The 16,962-nt window shown below is 72.8% G+C and carries 16 protein-coding genes; 8 read left to right on the top strand and 8 right to left on the bottom strand.

Annotated elements, in window-relative coordinates; translation table 11 throughout:
* The first annotated feature begins 17 nt into the window (after nt 1-17).
* Nucleotides 18-704: a ribulose-phosphate 3-epimerase gene (rpe, locus tag BM314_RS03135; protein WP_091926234.1), complete on the top strand. Its 687-nt coding sequence runs from the start codon at nt 18-20 to the stop codon at nt 702-704.
* Nucleotides 698-1,486, top strand: coding sequence for an HAD-IA family hydrolase (locus BM314_RS03140; RefSeq protein ID WP_091976860.1), 789 nt, complete (start codon nt 698-700; stop codon nt 1,484-1,486). Before rpe ends, BM314_RS03140 begins: the two co-directional genes overlap by 7 nt.
* On the opposite strand, the gene BM314_RS03145 is transcribed toward BM314_RS03140, so the two are convergent.
* Both BM314_RS03145 and BM314_RS03150 read right to left on the bottom strand, forming a co-directional pair.
* The gene (locus BM314_RS03145; protein WP_091976861.1) at nt 1,447-2,421 is read right to left on the bottom strand and encodes an MBL fold metallo-hydrolase; all 975 of its coding nucleotides are present in this window, start codon (nt 2,419-2,421) and stop codon (nt 1,447-1,449) included. The genes BM314_RS03140 and BM314_RS03145 overlap by 40 nt on opposite strands.
* A gap of 34 nt (nt 2,422-2,455) precedes the next feature.
* The gene (locus BM314_RS03150) at nt 2,456-3,496 is read right to left on the bottom strand and encodes an SDR family oxidoreductase (protein WP_091679417.1); all 1,041 of its coding nucleotides are present in this window, start codon (nt 3,494-3,496) and stop codon (nt 2,456-2,458) included.
* A 229-nt stretch (nt 3,497-3,725) separates the two neighbouring features.
* On the opposite strand from BM314_RS03150, the gene BM314_RS03155 reads away from it, so the two are divergent.
* A complete protein-coding gene (locus BM314_RS03155) occupies nt 3,726-4,472 on the top strand; it encodes a YebC/PmpR family DNA-binding transcriptional regulator (RefSeq protein ID WP_056526849.1) in 747 nt (248 codons plus the stop codon).
* Nucleotides 4,473-4,617: 145 nt separating this feature from the next.
* Here BM314_RS03155 and BM314_RS03160 read toward each other — a convergent pair whose 3' ends face one another.
* The gene (locus tag BM314_RS03160) at nt 4,618-5,604 is read right to left on the bottom strand and encodes an alginate O-acetyltransferase AlgX-related protein (RefSeq protein ID WP_091926237.1); all 987 of its coding nucleotides are present in this window, start codon (nt 5,602-5,604) and stop codon (nt 4,618-4,620) included.
* A 177-nt stretch (nt 5,605-5,781) separates the two neighbouring features.
* Here BM314_RS03160 and ada point away from each other — a divergent pair, with 177 nt between their 5' ends.
* Complete coding sequence (gene ada / locus BM314_RS03165) at nt 5,782-6,846, top strand: bifunctional DNA-binding transcriptional regulator/O6-methylguanine-DNA methyltransferase Ada (protein ID WP_091976863.1); 1,065 nt, start codon at nt 5,782-5,784, stop codon at nt 6,844-6,846.
* A 192-nt stretch (nt 6,847-7,038) separates the two neighbouring features.
* Here the strand turns inward: ada and BM314_RS03170 are convergent, their stop codons facing one another.
* Nucleotides 7,039-8,334 carry a DUF5666 domain-containing protein gene (locus BM314_RS03170; protein ID WP_091976864.1) on the bottom strand — a complete coding sequence of 432 codons (1,296 nt, stop codon included), beginning with the start codon at nt 8,332-8,334 and terminating at the stop codon, nt 7,039-7,041.
* An 11-nt stretch (nt 8,335-8,345) separates the two neighbouring features.
* Entirely contained in the window at nt 8,346-9,191 is an 846-nt protein-coding gene (locus tag BM314_RS03175; RefSeq protein ID WP_091976866.1) for a DUF6502 family protein, read from the bottom strand.
* Nucleotides 9,192-9,665: 474 nt separating this feature from the next.
* Here BM314_RS03175 and BM314_RS31230 point away from each other — a divergent pair, with 474 nt between their 5' ends.
* The 3 genes from BM314_RS31230 (at nt 9,666) to BM314_RS03190 (ending at nt 11,124) form a co-directional block, all read left to right on the top strand.
* The gene (locus BM314_RS31230; RefSeq protein WP_020092541.1) at nt 9,666-9,794 is read left to right on the top strand and encodes a hypothetical protein; all 129 of its coding nucleotides are present in this window, start codon (nt 9,666-9,668) and stop codon (nt 9,792-9,794) included.
* Between the two features lie 35 nt (nt 9,795-9,829).
* The gene (locus tag BM314_RS03185; RefSeq protein WP_091976868.1) at nt 9,830-10,567 is read left to right on the top strand and encodes an outer membrane protein; all 738 of its coding nucleotides are present in this window, start codon (nt 9,830-9,832) and stop codon (nt 10,565-10,567) included.
* 185 nt (nt 10,568-10,752) lie between these two features.
* Entirely contained in the window at nt 10,753-11,124 is a 372-nt protein-coding gene (locus BM314_RS03190; protein ID WP_056526870.1) for a phospholipase A2 family protein, read from the top strand.
* Between the two features lie 18 nt (nt 11,125-11,142).
* Here the strand turns inward: BM314_RS03190 and grpE are convergent, their stop codons facing one another.
* The 3 genes from grpE to BM314_RS03205 form a co-directional block, all read right to left on the bottom strand.
* Complete coding sequence (gene grpE, locus BM314_RS03195) at nt 11,143-11,757, bottom strand: nucleotide exchange factor GrpE (protein WP_026604829.1); 615 nt, start codon at nt 11,755-11,757, stop codon at nt 11,143-11,145.
* 103 nt (nt 11,758-11,860) lie between these two features.
* Complete coding sequence (locus BM314_RS03200) at nt 11,861-14,653, bottom strand: [protein-PII] uridylyltransferase (RefSeq protein ID WP_020092537.1); 2,793 nt, start codon at nt 14,651-14,653, stop codon at nt 11,861-11,863.
* Between the two features lie 51 nt (nt 14,654-14,704).
* A complete protein-coding gene (locus BM314_RS03205; RefSeq protein ID WP_091976869.1) occupies nt 14,705-16,123 on the bottom strand; it encodes a TAXI family TRAP transporter solute-binding subunit in 1,419 nt (472 codons plus the stop codon).
* 224 nt (nt 16,124-16,347) lie between these two features.
* Between BM314_RS03205 and BM314_RS03210 the strand changes: the two genes are divergently transcribed.
* Complete coding sequence (locus BM314_RS03210; RefSeq protein WP_091976870.1) at nt 16,348-16,893, top strand: regulatory protein RecX; 546 nt, start codon at nt 16,348-16,350, stop codon at nt 16,891-16,893.
* Nucleotides 16,894-16,962: the final 69 nt, after the last annotated feature.

The raw sequence follows: 16,962 nt of genomic DNA on the forward strand, positions 1-16,962 counted from the left end.
GACCCCGAAAGCCTCCCATGCTCGCACCCGTCATCGCCCCGTCGATCCTGTCCGCCGACTTCTCGAAGCTGGCCGAGGAGACCCGCGCCGTGGACGCGGCCGGGGCCGACTGGATCCATCTCGACGTGATGGACGGGCATTTCGTGCCCAACATCACCTTCGGGCCGCCGGTGGTGAAAGCGCTCCGGCCGCACACGCAGAAGTACTTCGACGTGCACCTGATGATCGCGCCGGCCGATCCGTACCTCGCGGCCTTCGCGCAGGCGGGGGCCGACGGCATCACGGTCCACGCCGAGGCCGGGCCGCACATCCACCGCTCGCTCCAGACCATCCGCGACCTCGGCAAGCGCGCCGGCGTGGCGATCAACCCGGGCACGCCGGCCGCCATGGTCGAGCCGGTGCTCGACCTCGTGGATCTCGTGCTGGTGATGACCGTCAATCCCGGCTTCGGCGGCCAGAGCTTCATCAAGGGCGCCATGGAATCGGTGGCGCGGGTGCGCGCCATGGTGGCGGGCCGGGACATCCGCATCCAAGTCGACGGCGGGATCGACCCCGAGACGGTCAAGGTCGCGAGCCGCGCCGGCGCCGACACGTTCGTGGCCGGCAACGCGGTGTTCAGCGGCGGCCCGGGCGCCTACGCCGAGCGCATCGCGGCGATCCGCGAGGGCGCGGAGGGCGCCTCCGGTCGCGACCTGTCGTGCTGAGGGCGCTGATCTTCGACGTCGACGGGACCCTCGCCGAGACCGAGGACCTGCACCGGCAGGCGTTCAACCGCGCCTTCGCGGAGCTCGGCCTGCCCTGGCGGTGGGACGAGGCGCTCTACGCCGACCTGCTCGCCGTCATGGGCGGCAAGGAGCGGCTCGCCCACTACATCGACACCGAGCACCCGGCGGAAGCCGCCGCGCTCCACGCCCGCGCGCCGGAGATCCACGCTATCAAGACGCGCGCCTACGGCGACCTCGTCGCACGGAACGGCCTGCCGCTACGCCCCGGGATCGCCCGGCTGATCGCCGAGGCCCGGGCCGCGGGAATCCGGCTCGCGGTGGCCACCACGACGAGCCGCCCGAACGTCGACCGGCTCCTCGCCGCCAATTTCCCGCCGGACGCAGCGCCCTTCGACGTGATCGCGGCCGGCGACGAGGCGAGCCGCAAGAAGCCCGCCCCCGACGTGTTCCTGCTGGCGCTCGCCGGCCTGGAGATCCCGGCCTCCGAGGCGGTGGCCTTCGAGGATTCGGCCGCCGGCATCAGCTCGGCCCGGGCCGCCGGGCTGCCGGTCCTGGCGACCCGGAGCCGCTACACCGAGAGCCACCAGCTCGACGGCGCCTTCTCGGCCGTCTCGGATCTCGGCGAGCCGGACCGGCCGCACCGGCACCTCGCGGGCGTCGAATGGCCGGGCGGGGTCGTGGATCTGGCCTCCCTGATCCGGTGGCACGAATCCCAGGACGGTCAGAGCGTGCCAGCCCAGGCGATGGGCACGAGCCGGTAGCCCGGTCCGTCCCGTTCCACGTGGCCGAGCGACGGGAAGGGGAAGTGGTAGCCGACCACGAGGGCCCTCTCGGACGCGGCCGTGTCGTAGAAGCGGTGGCGCGTCGCCTGGGCCTGATCGGCGTCGTGATCGTACATCACGTGCCAGTCCGGGTGCTGCAGGAAGAAGGCCGGGATGTTGGTCACGTCGGACTGGATCAGCAGACGGTCCGCACCCGAGGCGACCGCGAAGGCCGTGTGGCCCGGCGTGTGGCCGGGGGCGGCGAGGGCGGTGATCCCGGGCACGATCTCCTCGTCCCACGCGAAGCTGCCGATCCGGTCCTTCAGGTCGCCGAGCACCCGGCGGGTGTTGGCGAAGTAGCCCTGCGTCACCGGGTCGGCGGCGCGGGCCATGTTGGCGTCGCTCATCCAGAACGCCCAGTCGGGTGCGGCGGCCCGGATCTCGGCGTTCGGGAAGGCGAGGGAGCCGTCCGCCCGCTTGAGGCCGTTCGTGTGGTCGGGATGGAGGTGCGAGAGCAGGACGAGGTCGATGTCCTCGGGCCTGATCCCGGCCGCCGCGAGGTTCGCCGCGAGGCGGCCGACGGGCGCGCCCGGCACCGGGCCGTTGCCGGTATCGATCAGGACGAGCTTCGCGCCCGTGTTGATCAGCGTCGGGTTGAACGGCACCGTCACCTGGCCGGGGGGCATGTAGGCCGCCCGCGCGGCGCCGAGCGCCTCGTCCCGGGGAACGTTGCGCACGAAGCGGTCCGGCATCGGGAAGCTGCGCGCCCCGTCGTTGAGGATCGTGACCTCGCAGCTGCCGACACGCGTCCGGTAGAAGCCCGGCGCCTGCGCTCCGCCGAAGGGTGCGGTGGCGCGGGCGCGGCCGCCGAGACCCAGGACGGCCCCTCCCGCGAGCGCGGCCCGCACCAGATCGCGACGGTTCGTGCCCGGCATCGGATCCTCCTTGAAACCCGCGTTGGCCCGTGGCCTAGCGTCGGCCCGGCCGGCGATCGGCGCGGGCGTCCGCCCGCCCGTGCGCCTCGGTGGCGAACAGCATCGTCCCGGCCACGAGGCCGAGCGCGGCCGCGATCCCGAACTTGAGCCAGCGCGGGTCGGCCGCCGCGACGTCGCTGGTCGCGCGGGAGTCGAAGCGGCCGTGGGCGCCGGGATCGGTGTCCACCGGGTCGTAGAGGTTGTCGGGTCGGTTCTTCTGCGCCTGCACGCCGGTCATCTCCCCGCGATAGCCGTGCCGGGCGAGGTAGCCGTCGATCCAGCCCGGGATCAGCATGTTTCCGATGATCGCCTTCCAGGCCGAGGCCCCGATCCACATTTCCCGGGGCGCGTCGTGCGCCGCCCGGAAGACGTGCCGGGCGATGGCCTCCGGCTGGTAGATCGGCGGCACCGGCTCGAGCTTGCGCGGTAGCCGCGAGCGCGCCCAGTCGAATTGCGGCGTGTTCACGGCCGGAAGCTGTACCATCGTCAGGCGGACTCGGCTGCGGTCGTGGAGCAGCTCGCTGCGCAGGGAATCAACGAAGCCCCGCACGGCGGCCTTGGCGGCGCAGTAGCTTGCCTGGAGCGGGATCGACCGGTAGGCGAGCGCCGAGCCGACATGCACGATCGTGCCCCGGTCGCGCGGGACCATGTGGCGGAGGGCCGCCAGCGTGCCGTGCACCTGCCCCAGATAGGTCACCGCGGTGGCGCGGTGGAACTCGTCCGGGCTCGTCTCCTGAACGGGCGCGTAGACCGTCACCATCGCGTTGTTGACCCAGACGTCGATGCCGCCGAACGCCTCGGCCAGCGCGTCGGCGGCCTGGGCGACGGCCTCCGCGTCGGCGACGTCGGCCGCAAAGGCCAGGGCCCGGCCGCCGGCCCGCTCGACATCGCGGATCGTGCCCCTCAGCCCCGCCGGGCCGCGCGCGATCAGCCCCACGTTCCAGCCGTGCCGGGCGAATTCGTGGGCGACAGCCCGGCCGACGCCGGCGCTCGCGCCCGTGACCATGACCGTGCTGCGTCCGTTCCGGCTCGACATCGGGTTCCCAGCTGCGCGTGAAGTCCAGCGCCAACGCCCGAGACGGCGACTTTTTCCGCGGTCACGGGATTGCGAAGCCCGCGGGGCCGTGTCGGCCCGTGTCGCGCCGACCGGCAGCGGCCGCGTTGCTTCGTCCGAAGGCGGCGGCCTATATACGGCGCGACCTCACAGCCGCGACGGCGGGGTCCCGCACGCCCGCCCGCGCCAACGAACAAAAGTCCGAACCGTCATGGCAGGCCATTCGCAGTTCAAGAACATCATGCACCGGAAGGGCCGGGTGGACGCGGTCCGCTCGAAGGTGTTCGGCAAGCTCGCCCGCGAGATCACGGTGGCGGCCAAGCTCGGCACGCCCGACCCGGCGATGAACCCGCGCCTGCGCGCCGCGATCCTGGCGGCCCGCGCCGAGAACATGCCCAAGGACAATATCGAGCGCGCCATCAAGAAGGCCGCCGGCGCCGACGGCGAGAACTACGAGGACATCCGCTACGAGGGCTACGGGCCCGGCGGCGCCGCGCTGATCGTCGAGGCACAGACCGACAACCGCAACCGCACCGCCTCGGACGTGCGCTCGGCCTTCACCAAGTCCGGCGGCAGCCTCGCCGAGACCGGGGCCGTCGCCTTCATGTTCGACCGCGTCGGCGTGATCGCCTACCCGGCCTCCGTGGCCGACGCCGACACGATGCTGGAGGCGGCGATCGAGGCCGGCGCCGACGACGTCAGCTCCGGCGAGGACGGACACGAGGTCATCTGCGCCCAGGATTCCTACGGCGAGGTCACCAAGGCCCTCGAGGCGCGCTTCGGCGAGCCCGCGCGCACGGGCCTGATCTGGAAGGCGCAGAACACCATCAATGTCGACGACGAGACCGGCGAGAAGCTCATCCGCCTCGTCGAGGTGATCGAGGATCAAGACGACGTCCAGAACGTCTACGTGAACTTCGCCCTGTCGGACGCGCTGGTGGCCAAGCTGCAGGCGTGAGGGGCACGGCCGGCGAGCCGGGAACGGACTGTCCCGGTCGCAGCCATGCCGGGCGCGCTTGCGCTCCGGATCCCGCTCGGCAATCCCGGACTGGCGAATTCGGGGGTGGCGGCGTGTTCGCCCTCCGGAGTTCCGGGCTCGCCCGTCAGGCGCCCGCGGCCGCGAGTTCGGCCCCGAAGCGGTCCTGCGCGTAGCGCTCCACCGAGAAGGTGTCGTCGGGCAGCTGCACCATGAAGCGCTCGGCCACCTCGGTCAGCACGATGTCGGGCCGGACGCGCTCAATATACGGCCAGTCCAGCGAGGTGCTCCAGACGAAGTGCACCTCGCGGAACGTCTCGGCCAGCATGATCGTCAGCATGTACGGCATGACGTGCGAGAAGGAATCGCCGAACAAGACCAGCCGGCGCGGGTCGGTGGCCTTGGCGTTCCCGTAGATCACGTGCGCGCCGACATGCAGCGTGTGCAGCAGGCCGGCCTTCTCCCGGGCCTCGACGATCGGGCTGCCGTAGGTCCGGACCGCGTCCTGCTGCATCAGGACGGTGCGCGAGCGCGCCCGCCGGGGTGGATCGAAGGCGCTCCCCAGATCGCCGTCGTGGTCGGTCTCGAAGGACGGCCGCTCTCGCAGGTCCTGCCGCGGCTCGGCGCCCAGCGCCCGGCAGATCTCCGCGTAGGCGAGATAGCAGCCGTCGGCGGACCAGTGGGTGTCGGTCCGGCAGTAGAGGTCGGCCGCGTCGCGCTGCGCCCGCATCGGCGTCACCAGATCGATGCAGGTCTGCCGCCAGCGCTTCCGCCGGCGCCAGGCCGCGTACAGCCCGACCGGACCCGGGAAGCGGCCCGCCGGGGGCTCGCTGTGGAGGAGGCGGTAGGCCGGCGACGCGCCCGGCCGGATGGTGAGCCCGTCGAGCCGGTGATCGTAGATCATCAGCTTCTCCGGGGCGACGACGTGGCGGTACAGGATCCCCTGGGCGCGCAGGCGCCGCTCCCGCGTCGTCACGAGGCTGCGCCACTGCCAGATCAGCTCGGTCGTCTCCTCCGGCCGCTCGTACTGGCCGAGCACGTCGTTCGTGCCCGTCTTCAGGAACAGCCAGCCGTCCTGGCCGACATGGATGTGATCGGGCGTGCTCGAAGCCATGGCGCACTCGTGAGGCGGGTCGCCCTTCCGGCGGCCGCCGATGTCGAATTCGGCCGCAAGGCGCGGGATGCCGGAGCGGCGGCGGACCGGCAGAGTGCCGCACGCGTCATCCACCACCCGGCAGGCCCCGTCATGCCCCTCCTCAAGGCCCGCGCCAAGCCGCATAGTACGGCTGCCATGAGCCCCGTTCCCGCGACAGACCCCGGCGATGCCGAGCGCTGGGCCGCCCTCGCCGCCCGCGACCCGCGGGCCGACGGCACCTTCGTGTACGCGGTCCGCACCACGGGCGTGTACTGCCGCCCGAGCTGCGCCGCGCGCGCGGCGCGGCCCGAGAATGTCAGCTTCCACCGGACCTGCGCCGAGGCCGAGGCTGCCGGCTTCCGGCCGTGCCGCCGCTGCCGCCCGGACGAGCCCGCCCTCGCCGAGCGCCGGGCCGAGGCGGTCGCCCGCGCCTGCCGCCTGATCGAGACGGCGGAGACGGTTCCGTCCCTCGCCGCGCTCGCCCGCGCCGCTGGCCTGAGCGCCTACCACTTCCACCGGGTGTTCAAGGACGCCACCGGCGTGACCCCCAGAGCCTACGCGGCCGCCCACCGCGCCGCCGCCGTGGCGCGGCGGCTGCCTGGGGCCGCCTCGGTGACGGAGGCGCTGTACGAGGCCGGCTACGGCGCCGCGAGCCGGTTCTACGCGGCGGGCGCGCCGCGCCTCGGCATGGCGCCCGCCGCCTACCGGACGGGCGGCGCGGGCCTGCGCATCCGGTTCGGTATCGGCGCCTGCAGCCTCGGCGCGATCCTCGTCGCCGCCACCGAGGCGGGCGTCTGCGCGATCCTCCTCGGGGACGCGCCCGAGCCGCTCCTGCACGATCTCCAGGACCGCTTCCCCGCCGCGGAGATCGAGGGCGGCGACCCGGCCTTCGAAGGCTGGATGGCGCGGGTCATCGGGCTCGTGGAGGCGCCGGGCAGCGGCCTCGACCTGCCCCTCGACATCCGCGGCACGGCGTTCCAGCAGCGGGTCTGGACGGCGCTGCGCAAGATCCCGGTGGGATCCACCGCGACCTACGCGGAGATCGCCCGGGCGATCGGCCTGCCGACGGCGACGCGCGCGGTCGCGCAGGCCTGCGGGGCGAACCCGGTCGCGGTGGCCATCCCCTGCCACCGCGTCGTGCGCTCGGACGGTGCCCTGTCGGGCTATCGCTGGGGCGTCGCGCGCAAGCGCGCGCTGCTCGACCGGGAGGCGGAGGCCTGAAGTCCCGCGCCTCCGGCGCTCCGTGCGGTCTGCCCCAGGGCCGTTCCCTTTCGTAGTGCGACGGTCCGGAGGAAAAGTGCCTCCGGTCGAGACAGCCGCGACTTGCCCCCCTCCCGCGCGGGAGAGGGGAACCGCGCCTCGCTCGGCACGGCCTCGGCGATCGTCACTGTCCCGACGTGGTCGGGGGCGGCGCTAGCGTCGACCGCCGCCAGGGCCGCCGAAACCGCCGCCACCGAAACCGCCCCCGCCCGGGCTAGGTCCACCTGGCGGACCGCCGAAGCCCCCGGGGCCGCCCGGGAACGCCCCGGGGCCTGCCGGCGGCGTGCCGCCGAAGCCGCCGCGCGGCGCTCCAAATCCGCCGGTACCCTCCGATCCGGGGACGACCGCGCCCCCCGGCCGGGTGTCGATCGCGGGGCCGCGCGGTTCGCCGATGCCGCCCTGGCGGCCTCCGGGCTCGGCGCCGAAGCGGCCGGGCGCCTCGTCGGGGAGGTTGCGGAGGTCGAGCCGGTCGCGCTCCCGCTCGAACCGCGGGGCGTCCGGCCGCTGCGGCTCGGGCGCGATGCGGTCCTCGATCCGCAGCCGCTCCACCGTCAGGTCCCCGTCCCGCGCGATCGCCGCGGTCAGCACCGCCCGCACGCTCCCGGTGCGCGGAACCTGCGCGCCGGGGCGGCCCGCGACGGCGTAGCCCGCGCCGACGTTGAGCCTGCCGCTATCCCGGCCGATATAGGCCTCGATCGAGACCTGTTTCAGACCCGGCGGGAAGGGCAGACCGACCTGCGCGGCGTTGGTCACGGTGAGCACGCCGTTCGCCGCACGGCCCGTCACCAGGGCGCGCCGGCCCGGCGGCAGGGCGTCGGCGCCCGCGAGGCGGAGGCCGCCGATCCCGAGGCCGCCCGCGACCCGCCGCACCGGGCCGGCGACGCGGTCGGGCCCGGTGTCCCGCGGCTCGATCAGGCTCGCCACGATCACGCCGTCGGGCCGGCGCAGCCCGCTCACGGCGACCCGCGCGCCCGGCCGCCACGCGCCGCCGAGACCCGCGGTCGAGACCCGCTGGCCGAGCACCACGAGCCGCCCCGGCGCAACCGATTCCACCGGCCCGACCACTTCGCTCGTGACGTCGATCCGCCCCGTGGCGAGTCCGCCGCCCTCGGGCCGCGCCACCACGTGGACGACCTGACCGATCTTCAGGTCGGCGGCCTTCGCGGCCGTGCCGTCAATATGCACCTCCACCTCGGGCGGATAGGCGATGCGCAGGTCGTTGACGACGATCGAGCCGAAGCGTCGGATCGTACCGATCACGCCGGTGCCGCCGATGCCGCGGTCGCCCTCGCCGAGGGGCCCGCTCTTCGGCTCGTCGGTCCGCATCATGCCGGTCCCGCCGATGCCCTGATCGCGCGGGGATTCCTGCGACCGGACGGTGCCGGGCAGCACGGTCGCGGCGCCCGCTAGCAGGCGCAGGACGAACCGGCGATTGAGCGTGGCGCGCACCGGCCGGCCTCTCACCGCTCGTCCGCTCGCCGCGCCGGCGGCGCCGCTTCGGTGTAGACGTACAGGCCGAAGTTCCAGCGATGCGTGCCGCCGGGATCGGTCTGGCAGGCGGCGTGCGCTTCCCGGTTGGCCTGCTGCAGCGCCTCCATGGCGATCTCGCGGGCGCGCGCCTCGAGCCGGGTCGCGAGGTCCTCGGACAGCCCGTCGTAGTGGACCGCCCGCTCGAGGAAGCGCGGCGCGTCTCCGAAGATGTTGGCGACGGCAGCCGCGATATGGTCGTGCAGGTTGCGGCCGAAATAGTAGAGCTGAGGCCCCTCGGCGCCGTCGCCCCTCGGTACGTAGGCGGCCTCGGCCAGCACGATCCGGTCCTGCGCATCGGTGAAGGCCAGCCCGCGATCGAGCCACTCGTCGAGGACGGCGCGCGGCCGCAGGTCCCGCGTCACGCCCGCGACCAGCGACTCGAACGAGGGTGCGCCGCCCTCGGCCGTGCGCGGAAGTTTCAGGGGCTGGCCCTGCGCGTCGGTGAAGGCCGGGTCGGCGATCCAGCGGGCGATGATCCGGCTGGTGCGGGAGACGACCGCCGGGACGGCGCTGACCGGAGCACCGGCGCCCCGCAGGCGCCGGACCTCCTTGCGGTGGATGCCGGTGAGCAGGGAGACGCGGCTGTCGGTCTGCTCCTTTCCGGCGAGGGCGAAGTCGTACTCGGCGACGTTCACGTACAGCTCGCGCAGCAGGTCGGTGAGCGCCGGGAAGGTGATGCCGCGGGCGACGAGCAGGCGCACGAGGGGGCGCAGCAGCCGCGCCAGCGGCGCGTGCAGGCTGGCGCCCTCCCGCGGTGTATCGGCAGTATCAGACATGGCCGCATCGTGACGGCTCATGCTGTGGGACACAATCCCACCGCGTGCGAAGGCGCACGCTGGTCCCTCGATTTCGCGTTGACGTGGGATTTTTGCACACGTAAAACGGCTTCGTGGTCAAATTTCCCACGAAATGCGGGGCCGGCCGATGACGATTGATACGCGAACGCTCGTGGCGAGGCCCCTGCCGCCGCTCACGCTTCCCACCGCCCAGGCGCGACGGGCAAGCCTGAGTGATCCCCTTCCGCGGCTCCGACGCCTCGTCTGCGTCGTCGCCGCGCTCACGCTGCCCGTCCTCGGGGTCGCCGTCGCGGAAACGGTCCACCGCGCCGGTTCACCGAGGGCGCCGCAGGCCGCCGCTCCCGCCACCCCCTCAGGCGGGGCGGCGGCACCCTCGGGCGCTGTCGGGCCCCGACGCGCCGCGAGAACCCTGAGGGTCGCGGCACGCACGGAAGAGAACCGGGAGGTCCGCTCTTGATCGCCCTCTCCGGTATCGACCGCGCACGAACCGCGCCGACCTGCGGTGGAGCGGCCATTCTCGATCTCGCTCTCTGCCTGATCCTGTCCGTGACCGTCGTCGGGCTGCTCCTCCTGGCCCTCTGATCCCGCGGCTCCGCCGCGCGCCGAACGAGATTTCCATGAACGCACGAACCTCCGCATCCCTCGCGGGCGCCGCATGCGGCTGCCTGGCCCTCGCCGCCCAGGCGGCCGACCTGCCCCGCCGCGCGCCGCCGCCGCCACTGCCGTCGCTCCCGGTCTTCACCTGGACGGGCTTCTATGCCGGCGTGAATGCGGGATACGCGTTCCCGACCGGGAGCGGCGGCTTCACCGACCCGACCTACGGCGCCGTCACGGGCGGGGGCCGGTCCGGCGGCTTCGCCGGCGGCGGTCAGATCGGCTACAACTACCAGCTCACGCCGGGCTCCGGCGTCGTCGGCGGCGTCGAGGCCGACATCCAGGGCGCGGCCTTCGCCAAGGCGGACGCCGCCTATCTCGGCACCACGCCGTATTACAGTGTCCGACCGAGCCTCGACTATTTCGGCACGGTCCGCGCCCGGCTCGGCTACGCGTTCGACCGGGTCCTCGTCTACGGGACCGGCGGTTTCGCTTACGGCGGCGGGGCGCGCGCGACGGACGCGGGCGCCTACCCCTACACCCTGCCGTCGACCGACCGGACCGGATACGCGGCCGGCGGCGGCATCGAGTACGCCTTCACCGACAAGCTCTCCGCCAAGGTGGAGGCGCTCTACCTCCATCTCGGCCGCGGAACGAACGCCGCCACGTACTACAACGCCAGTGTTCCGGCGTTTTATGGTGCCGGCAAACAGGACTTCGGGTTTGCGGTGGTTCGGGCCGGTGTGAATTACCGATTCTGAGCAATATTCGTTCGACGATAGCTTGACGGAGCGGTCAAGCTGGGTCGCAATGCCCTGCATTCGGCTTCGCGAATCTGTCGGCCGCGCGAGCCTGTCCACGGCCGAGGGATGTCGGTGAGGCCGGATACCGCGCGGGTGCAGCCCCGCGGGACCGCGGATTCTCTCCGACAGGATCGGCCGTGAGCATGCCCAGCTCGACCTCCCTCACGACAATGCTGCTCGCCGTCGCGCTCGCGGCCTGCACCGTCCCGGCGCGGGCGCAGGAGATCGTGCCACCCGGGCCCGACGGGCGCGGCGCCATCCTGATCTACGGGAATTTCTGCGGCCCCGGCAGCCGCGGGCCCGGCTACCCGCCGATCGACGCGCTGGATCTCGCCTGCGCGCACCACGACGCGTGCTCGCCCGAGCCGGCCGCGGGAACGCTGCCGACCTGCGCCTGCAACGGCCGTCTCCGCGTCGAGGCGGGGCTCGTCGCCCGCGATCCGGCCGCGCCGGCTCAGACCCGCCAGACCGCGCAGTTCATCTCGGATTTCGCCGCGGCGCTGCCCTGCCAGTAGGGCGCGCCGCGGGACCGTTCAGGCCGCGTCGGCCGGGTTGGCGGCTGCCTTCGGGCCGCCCTTGGCGACGCCCACCAGGGCCGGGCGCAGCACGCGCTCGCCGATGACGTAGCCCGCCTGCACGACCTGCACGACGGTGCCGGCCGGAACCTCCGCGTTCGGCACCTCGAACATCGCCTGATGGCGGTTCGGGTCGAACTTCTGGCCCTGCGGCTCGACGATCTTCACGCCGTGGCGCTCGAGGGTCTTGCCGAGGTCGCGCTCGGTGAGCTCGATCCCGTCGATCAGCCCCTTCAGGGCGCCGTCGGCCGTGGCCTTCGCGTCGGCCGGGACGCTGTCGAGGGCGCGGCGGATGTTGTCGGCGACGTTGAGCACGTCCCGGGCGAAGTTGGTCACCGCGTAGGCGCGCGCGTCGGCGACCTCGCGCTCCGTCCGGCGGCGCAGGTTCTCCATCTCGGCGAGGGTGCGCAGCGTCCGGTCCTTGAGCTCGTCGCGCTCGGCGGTCAGCAGGGCCAGGGCCTCCGCGACCGGATCGACGGTGGCCGACTCGCTGCCCTGACCCGCGGGCGCGGGATCCTGGGCCGCGCCGGCACCGGCTTCGACCGTGGTCTGGCGCTGGTCATCCTGGGGCATGTCGTTGCTCGTCATCACGTTTCAGTCGTGGGCGGGAATCGGTGAGGGATGGTGGAATCGGCGCTGATATCTGGCCACGGGGCCGCGAAATCAACCCGTACGCTCACGCCTCGCGCGGCGGCGGCGCCGCCACCAGCGCCTCCAGACCCTCGGCCTTCAGCGTCGCGACGTCGTGGGCGAACACGTCCATCACGGCGGCCCGGATCGCGGCCTGCCGGTCAGGCTGCGTCACCCGCGTGCCGGTGAGGTCGGTGACGTAGAAGACGTCCACGGCGCGCTCGCCGAACGTCGCCACATGCGCCGACGTGATGTTGAGCGACAGCCGGCTGAAGGCCGTAGTGAGCTCGTAGAGCAGGCCCGGCCGGTCGAGGCCGGTGATCTCCACCACGGTCTCCCGGCTCGACAGGGCGTTGTCGATGATGACGTCCGGCGGCACCGGGAAGGTCTTGGCGCGGGTGCTGGTCGGCGGGTGCTTGTCGGCCACGAGGTCGGCGATCTTGATCTCGCCCTTCAGCGCCCGCTCGATCGCCGCGGTGATGCGCTTGGTCCGACGCAGCTCGTCGTCGTCCCGCTCGAAGGCGCGCGAGATGAAGATCGTGTCGAGGGCGAACCCGTCCGTGGTGGTGAAGATCTGCGCGTCGACGATGTTGCTGCCGGCCGCCGCGCAGGCGCCGGTGACGATGGCGAGCAGGCGGGGATGGTCCGGCGAGTAGACCGTGATCTCGGTCACGCCCCGGACGGGATCGAGGGCGACGTCGGTCGCGCTGGTCCGCCCGTCGCGCACGACGTCGCGCAGGAAGATCGCGTTCTTGAGCTGGCGCGTGCCGTCGACCTTGAGCCAGTAGGCCTGGCTGTGGCGGGCCGCGTAGGCGTCGAACTCCTCCGAGCCCCAGCCGGGCAGCTGTTCCCGCAGGCCCATCTGCACGAGGCGCACCCGGTCGGTGCGGGCGATCTCGGAATGGCCGCCCGAGAGGTAGACCTCGGTCTCGTCGTACAGGGTGCGGACCAGGGTGCCCTTCCAGGCGGTCCAGACGCCGGGGCCGACGGCGGTGATGTCGGCCACCGTCAGGATGGTCAGGAGCTTCAGCCGCTCCAGGCTCTGCACGCTCGCGGCGAAGCGCTCGATCGTCTTGGCATCCGAGAGGTCGCGGCTTTGCGCGGTCATCGACATCAGCAGGTGGTGCTCCACGAGCCAGCGCACCGTCTCGGTCTCCGCCTGGTTCAGGCCGAAGCGCGGGCAGAGCTTCTCGGCGATGGCGGCGCCGGCGATCGAGTGGTCCTCCGGCCGGCCCTTGGCGATGTCGTGCAGCAGGATCGCCACGTAGAGCGCGGTGCGGTTATGGATCGAGTGCACGAGGCGCGAGACCAGCGGGTAGGTCTCCTGGGCCCGGCCCGATTCGATGTCCGCCAGCACGCCGACCGTGCGCAGCAGGTGCTCGTCCACCGTGAAGTGGTGGTACATGTTGAACTGCATCATCGCGACGATGCGGCCGAAATCCGGGATGAAGCGGCCGAGCACGCCCGCCTCGTTCATCTCGCGCAGCGCCTCCTCCGGCGCGTTCCGCGAGGTCAGGATCTCGACGAACAGCCGGTTCGCCTCGGGGTCCACGCGCAGCGACGGGTTGACGAGGCGCAGGGACCGGTTGGCCAGCCGCTTGGCGTCCGGATGGATCGCGAGGTTGTGCCGGTCGGCGAGCCAGAACAGCCGGATGAGGTTGACCGGGTCGCGCTCGAAGGCGTCCTCCGCGCGCAGGTTCACCCGGCCGTGGTCGATCCAGAAATCCTCCGCCTCCATGGCGGTCGCCCGGAACCGGTCGCGGAACCGGCCGATCCAGCGGTCGAGAACCGGCGTGCGCTTGGCGTGGCGTGCCTCCAACTCCGCGCAGACGATGGCGGTGAGATCGCCCACATCCTTGGCGATGCGGAAATAGGCCTTCATGAAGCGCTCGACGCCGGAGAGGCCGCCCCGGGCCTCGTAGCCGAAGCGCTCGGCGATCCGCGGCTGCAGACCGAAGGACAGGCGCTCCTCGGCGCGCTTCGTGGCGAAGTGCATGTGGCAGCGCACCCGCCACAGGAACTCCTCGCAGCGCTCGAACAGCGCGTACTCTTCCGGGGTGAACAGGCCGGCGCTGACGAGCTCGATCTGGTCGCGGACCCGGTAGGTGTACTTGGCGATCCAGAACAGCGTGTTGAGGTCGCGCAGGCCGCCTTTGCCGTCCTTGACGTTGGGCTCGACGAGGTAGCGCGAGGTGCCGGCCTTGGAGACGCGCAGGTCGCGCTCGCGCAGCTTCGCCTCGACGAACTCGGCGGCGGACCCGACCACCAGCTCGGCGTCGAAGCGCGTCACGAGCTCCTCGTAGAGCACCCGGGTGCCGAACAGGTACCGCGCCTCCAGGAGGGCCGTCCGGATCGTCATGTCGGCCCGCGCCTCGCGCAGGCACTCCTCGACCGAGCGGGTGGCGTGGCCGACCTTCAGCTTCAGGTCCCACAGGACGTAGAGCATCCCCTCGACGACGCTCTCGGACCACGCGGTCTGCTTGTAGGGCAGCAGGAACAGCAGATCGATGTCCGATCCCGGCGCCATCGTGCCCCGGCCGTAGCCGCCGGTGGCGACCACCGCGAGCTGCTCGCCGGTCGACGGGTTGTCGTTGGGATAGAGCCGCCAGACCACGGCGTCGTGGATCGCCCGGACCACCGCGTCGGTGAGATTCGACAGGGTCTGCGCGCACAGCAGCCCGTTGCGGTCCTCGAGGAGCTGCGCCTCGGCGGCCCGGTGGCCCTCCTCGATCACCCGGCGCAGCTGTGGCACCAGCGCGGCCCGGAGCTTCGTGGGCTCGCGGGCCTCGCGGTCGAGGTTCTCGAGAACCGTATCGAGGGCGGCGACGGGATCGAACATGGTTCCCGTTAGCATGATATCCCTAAGCCGCCAGCCATGCGGCGCCCGCCGCTACTCCGCGGCCGGCAGATCGAGGGCGAGCAGCCGGGCCGTGCGGTTGCGGGTCGCCGCCCGGGGCTCGGTCTCGCTCGTCTGCCGCCGCGCGTCGGCGATGGCCGCGTGGACGCCGTCGACCGCCAGGATCAGCGCGCTGACCGTCCGCGCGTCGATGCTGCGCTCGCGGGCGTAGCAGACCACGTCCGCCACCAGCCCGTCGGTCTCGATCGCGATCGCGTCGAGTTCGGCGGCGCTGGTCGCCGCGCGCACCTCGCGCATGATGTCGAGGAGCCGGTCGAGGACGAAGTCGACCCGCTCCCGGCGCTTGCGGGCGAGGCGCTGGCCGAGCCACGCGAAGCCGGAGCCGATCGTGCCGCCGAAGAAGGCGAACAGGTAGATGTAGTCCTCGTAGCGGTCGAGGAAGGTCTGCTGCTCGCGCTCGAAATAGTCGACGGCGCCGGGGTGGTTCGGCAGGCGCGCCGAGGTCGCCGCCACCGTCGTGTCGAAGTCCGGCGCCTTCATCAGCTTGGCCACCGGCGCGGTCGAGGCGAGCCGCGAGCGCCACTCGAACAGGTGCTGCGTCGCAGAGGCGACCGCGACGCGGCTGACCGTGCCGCGGGCCATCAGGCGATAGGAGGCGCCGACGGTCTTGACCTCCTCGTCGGGCCGCTTCGGGCGGCCGCCGAAGGTGCCGGCCGGGATCGTCACCGCCTGCAGCTCGGGGAAGCGCTGCAGGATCGCGTCGCCGTCCGGGATCGAGACGAAGCCGATCTTGCGGTCCGGCGCGCCCAGCTCGACGGCGCGGACGACCGCGGCCGCCGGCTTGGAGGCGGGGCTCGCGATCACCGCCACCGCGTCGACCCGCTTCTCGGTGAGCGCGGCCGTGACGTCGCTGACCTTCAGCGGCACCACGACCACGTGGCCGGGCTCCGCCTCGGCGGCGTGGCCGGCCTCCGGCGCGTCCTCGCCCACGATGTCCGGCACGAGGTCGTAGAAGGACAGGAGGTTCGTGAGGAACGACAGGTCGGCGCTGTGGCGGACCACGATGCCGAGCCGCTTGCGCGCCAGGGCCGGCACGTCGTCGAGATCGGCCGCCTCCGGCGCCGCGATGACCAGGGCCTCGTCGTGCAGGATCGCCAGGGTCAGCCCGTTCTCGGGCAGGAACACGTCCGGCCGCACCACCGCGAGGTCGGCCTTGTTGCGCTGGAGTGCCAGGGCGCTGTCGCGCACGTCGCCGTAGCGCACCACCTTGAGACGGACGTCCTCCCGGGCCCGGTCGAGGGCGCCGGCATAGGCCTCGATCAGCGCGGCCTCGGGCCCGTCCTGGGGGCCGACCGCCACCGTCAGGGTGTTCGGGCGCGACAGGTAGACGATCGCGGCCGCGGCCGCGGCGAGCCCCAGGGCCACGAGGACCAGGAGCCACTCGCGCCGCATCAGTACGGCCGCCGCGCCGTGCAGCCGCGGGCGCCATCGGCCCTGCGGAGTGCCGGGCGAAGAACGGTGGTTCGGGCCATGGCCGAGCCTGTCGCGTTGCGCGCGTTCCATACCCGAGTCATGGAACGCAAACCTGTCGAGATCGTGAAGAACCGGTGAAATCTCCATTCGTTGCAGGATCCGCGCCAGAAGGTCGCGACCGCGAGATCAAGCCGCCCGGCCCCGTGAGCCCGGCCTGGCTGGAGCGTGCGGCGCTCCACTATCTGGAGCGCTACAGCGCCTCGACCGAGATGCTGCGCCGGACGCTCGCGCGCCGCGTCCAGAAGCGCGCGCGGGCCCGGGGCGAGGATCCCGAACGCTTCGCCGACCTCGTGACGGCGACCGTCGCGCGGGCGGTGTCGGCCGGCCTCGTGGACGACGCGCGCTTCGCCGACACCCGCCTCGCCACTCTGCGGCGTCGCGGCACCTCGACCCGCGGCGTCTCGGCCAAGCTCGCCGCCAAGGGGGTCCCGCGCGACGTCGTGGAGGCCGCCATGCTGGCGGAGCGCGACGCCCTGCCGGACGGGGAGGCGGACGCGATCGAGGAGCAGGCCGCCCAGGCCTACGCCAAGCGGCGACGCCTGGGACCGTATCGCCGACCGGACCAGCGGGCGACGCACCGCGACCGCGACCTCGCCGCCCTGGCCCGGGCCGGCTTCGCCTACGGCCTCGCCCGCCGTGTGGTCGACCGGGAGCCCGACGAATCCGGCGAGCCCGACGCGCCTGCGTGACGGGTGCGGCATCGCGGCCCGGGGTGAACGCCGCGCCGGCCTTGCACCTTCGGCCGCGTTGTTCATTGT

It is taken from the genome of Methylobacterium sp. 13MFTsu3.1M2, from assembly GCF_900112625.1.
In the GTDB taxonomy this organism is placed as follows: Bacteria; Pseudomonadota; Alphaproteobacteria; order Rhizobiales; family Beijerinckiaceae; genus Methylobacterium.

What these genes read in the sequence shown, in the direction of transcription:
- rpe (WP_091926234.1), top strand. Translation starts at nt 18, where the DNA reads ATGCTCGCACCCGTCATCGCCCCGTCGATCCTGTCCGCCGACTTCTCG.
- BM314_RS03145 (WP_091976861.1), bottom strand. Translation starts at nt 2,421, where the DNA reads ATGCCGGGCACGAACCGTCGCGATCTGGTGCGGGCCGCGCTCGCGGGA.
- BM314_RS03150 (WP_091679417.1), bottom strand. Translation starts at nt 3,496, where the DNA reads ATGTCGAGCCGGAACGGACGCAGCACGGTCATGGTCACGGGCGCGAGC.
- BM314_RS03155 (WP_056526849.1), top strand. Translation starts at nt 3,726, where the DNA reads ATGGCAGGCCATTCGCAGTTCAAGAACATCATGCACCGGAAGGGCCGG.
- BM314_RS03160 (WP_091926237.1), bottom strand. Translation starts at nt 5,604, where the DNA reads ATGGCTTCGAGCACGCCCGATCACATCCATGTCGGCCAGGACGGCTGG.
- ada (WP_091976863.1), top strand. Translation starts at nt 5,782, where the DNA reads ATGAGCCCCGTTCCCGCGACAGACCCCGGCGATGCCGAGCGCTGGGCC.
- BM314_RS03175 (WP_091976866.1), bottom strand. Translation starts at nt 9,191, where the DNA reads ATGTCTGATACTGCCGATACACCGCGGGAGGGCGCCAGCCTGCACGCG.
- BM314_RS03185 (WP_091976868.1), top strand. Translation starts at nt 9,830, where the DNA reads ATGAACGCACGAACCTCCGCATCCCTCGCGGGCGCCGCATGCGGCTGC.
- BM314_RS03190 (WP_056526870.1), top strand. Translation starts at nt 10,753, where the DNA reads ATGCCCAGCTCGACCTCCCTCACGACAATGCTGCTCGCCGTCGCGCTC.
- grpE (WP_026604829.1), bottom strand. Translation starts at nt 11,757, where the DNA reads ATGCCCCAGGATGACCAGCGCCAGACCACGGTCGAAGCCGGTGCCGGC.
- BM314_RS03200 (WP_020092537.1), bottom strand. Translation starts at nt 14,653, where the DNA reads ATGTTCGATCCCGTCGCCGCCCTCGATACGGTTCTCGAGAACCTCGAC.
- BM314_RS03205 (WP_091976869.1), bottom strand. Translation starts at nt 16,123, where the DNA reads ATGCGGCGCGAGTGGCTCCTGGTCCTCGTGGCCCTGGGGCTCGCCGCG.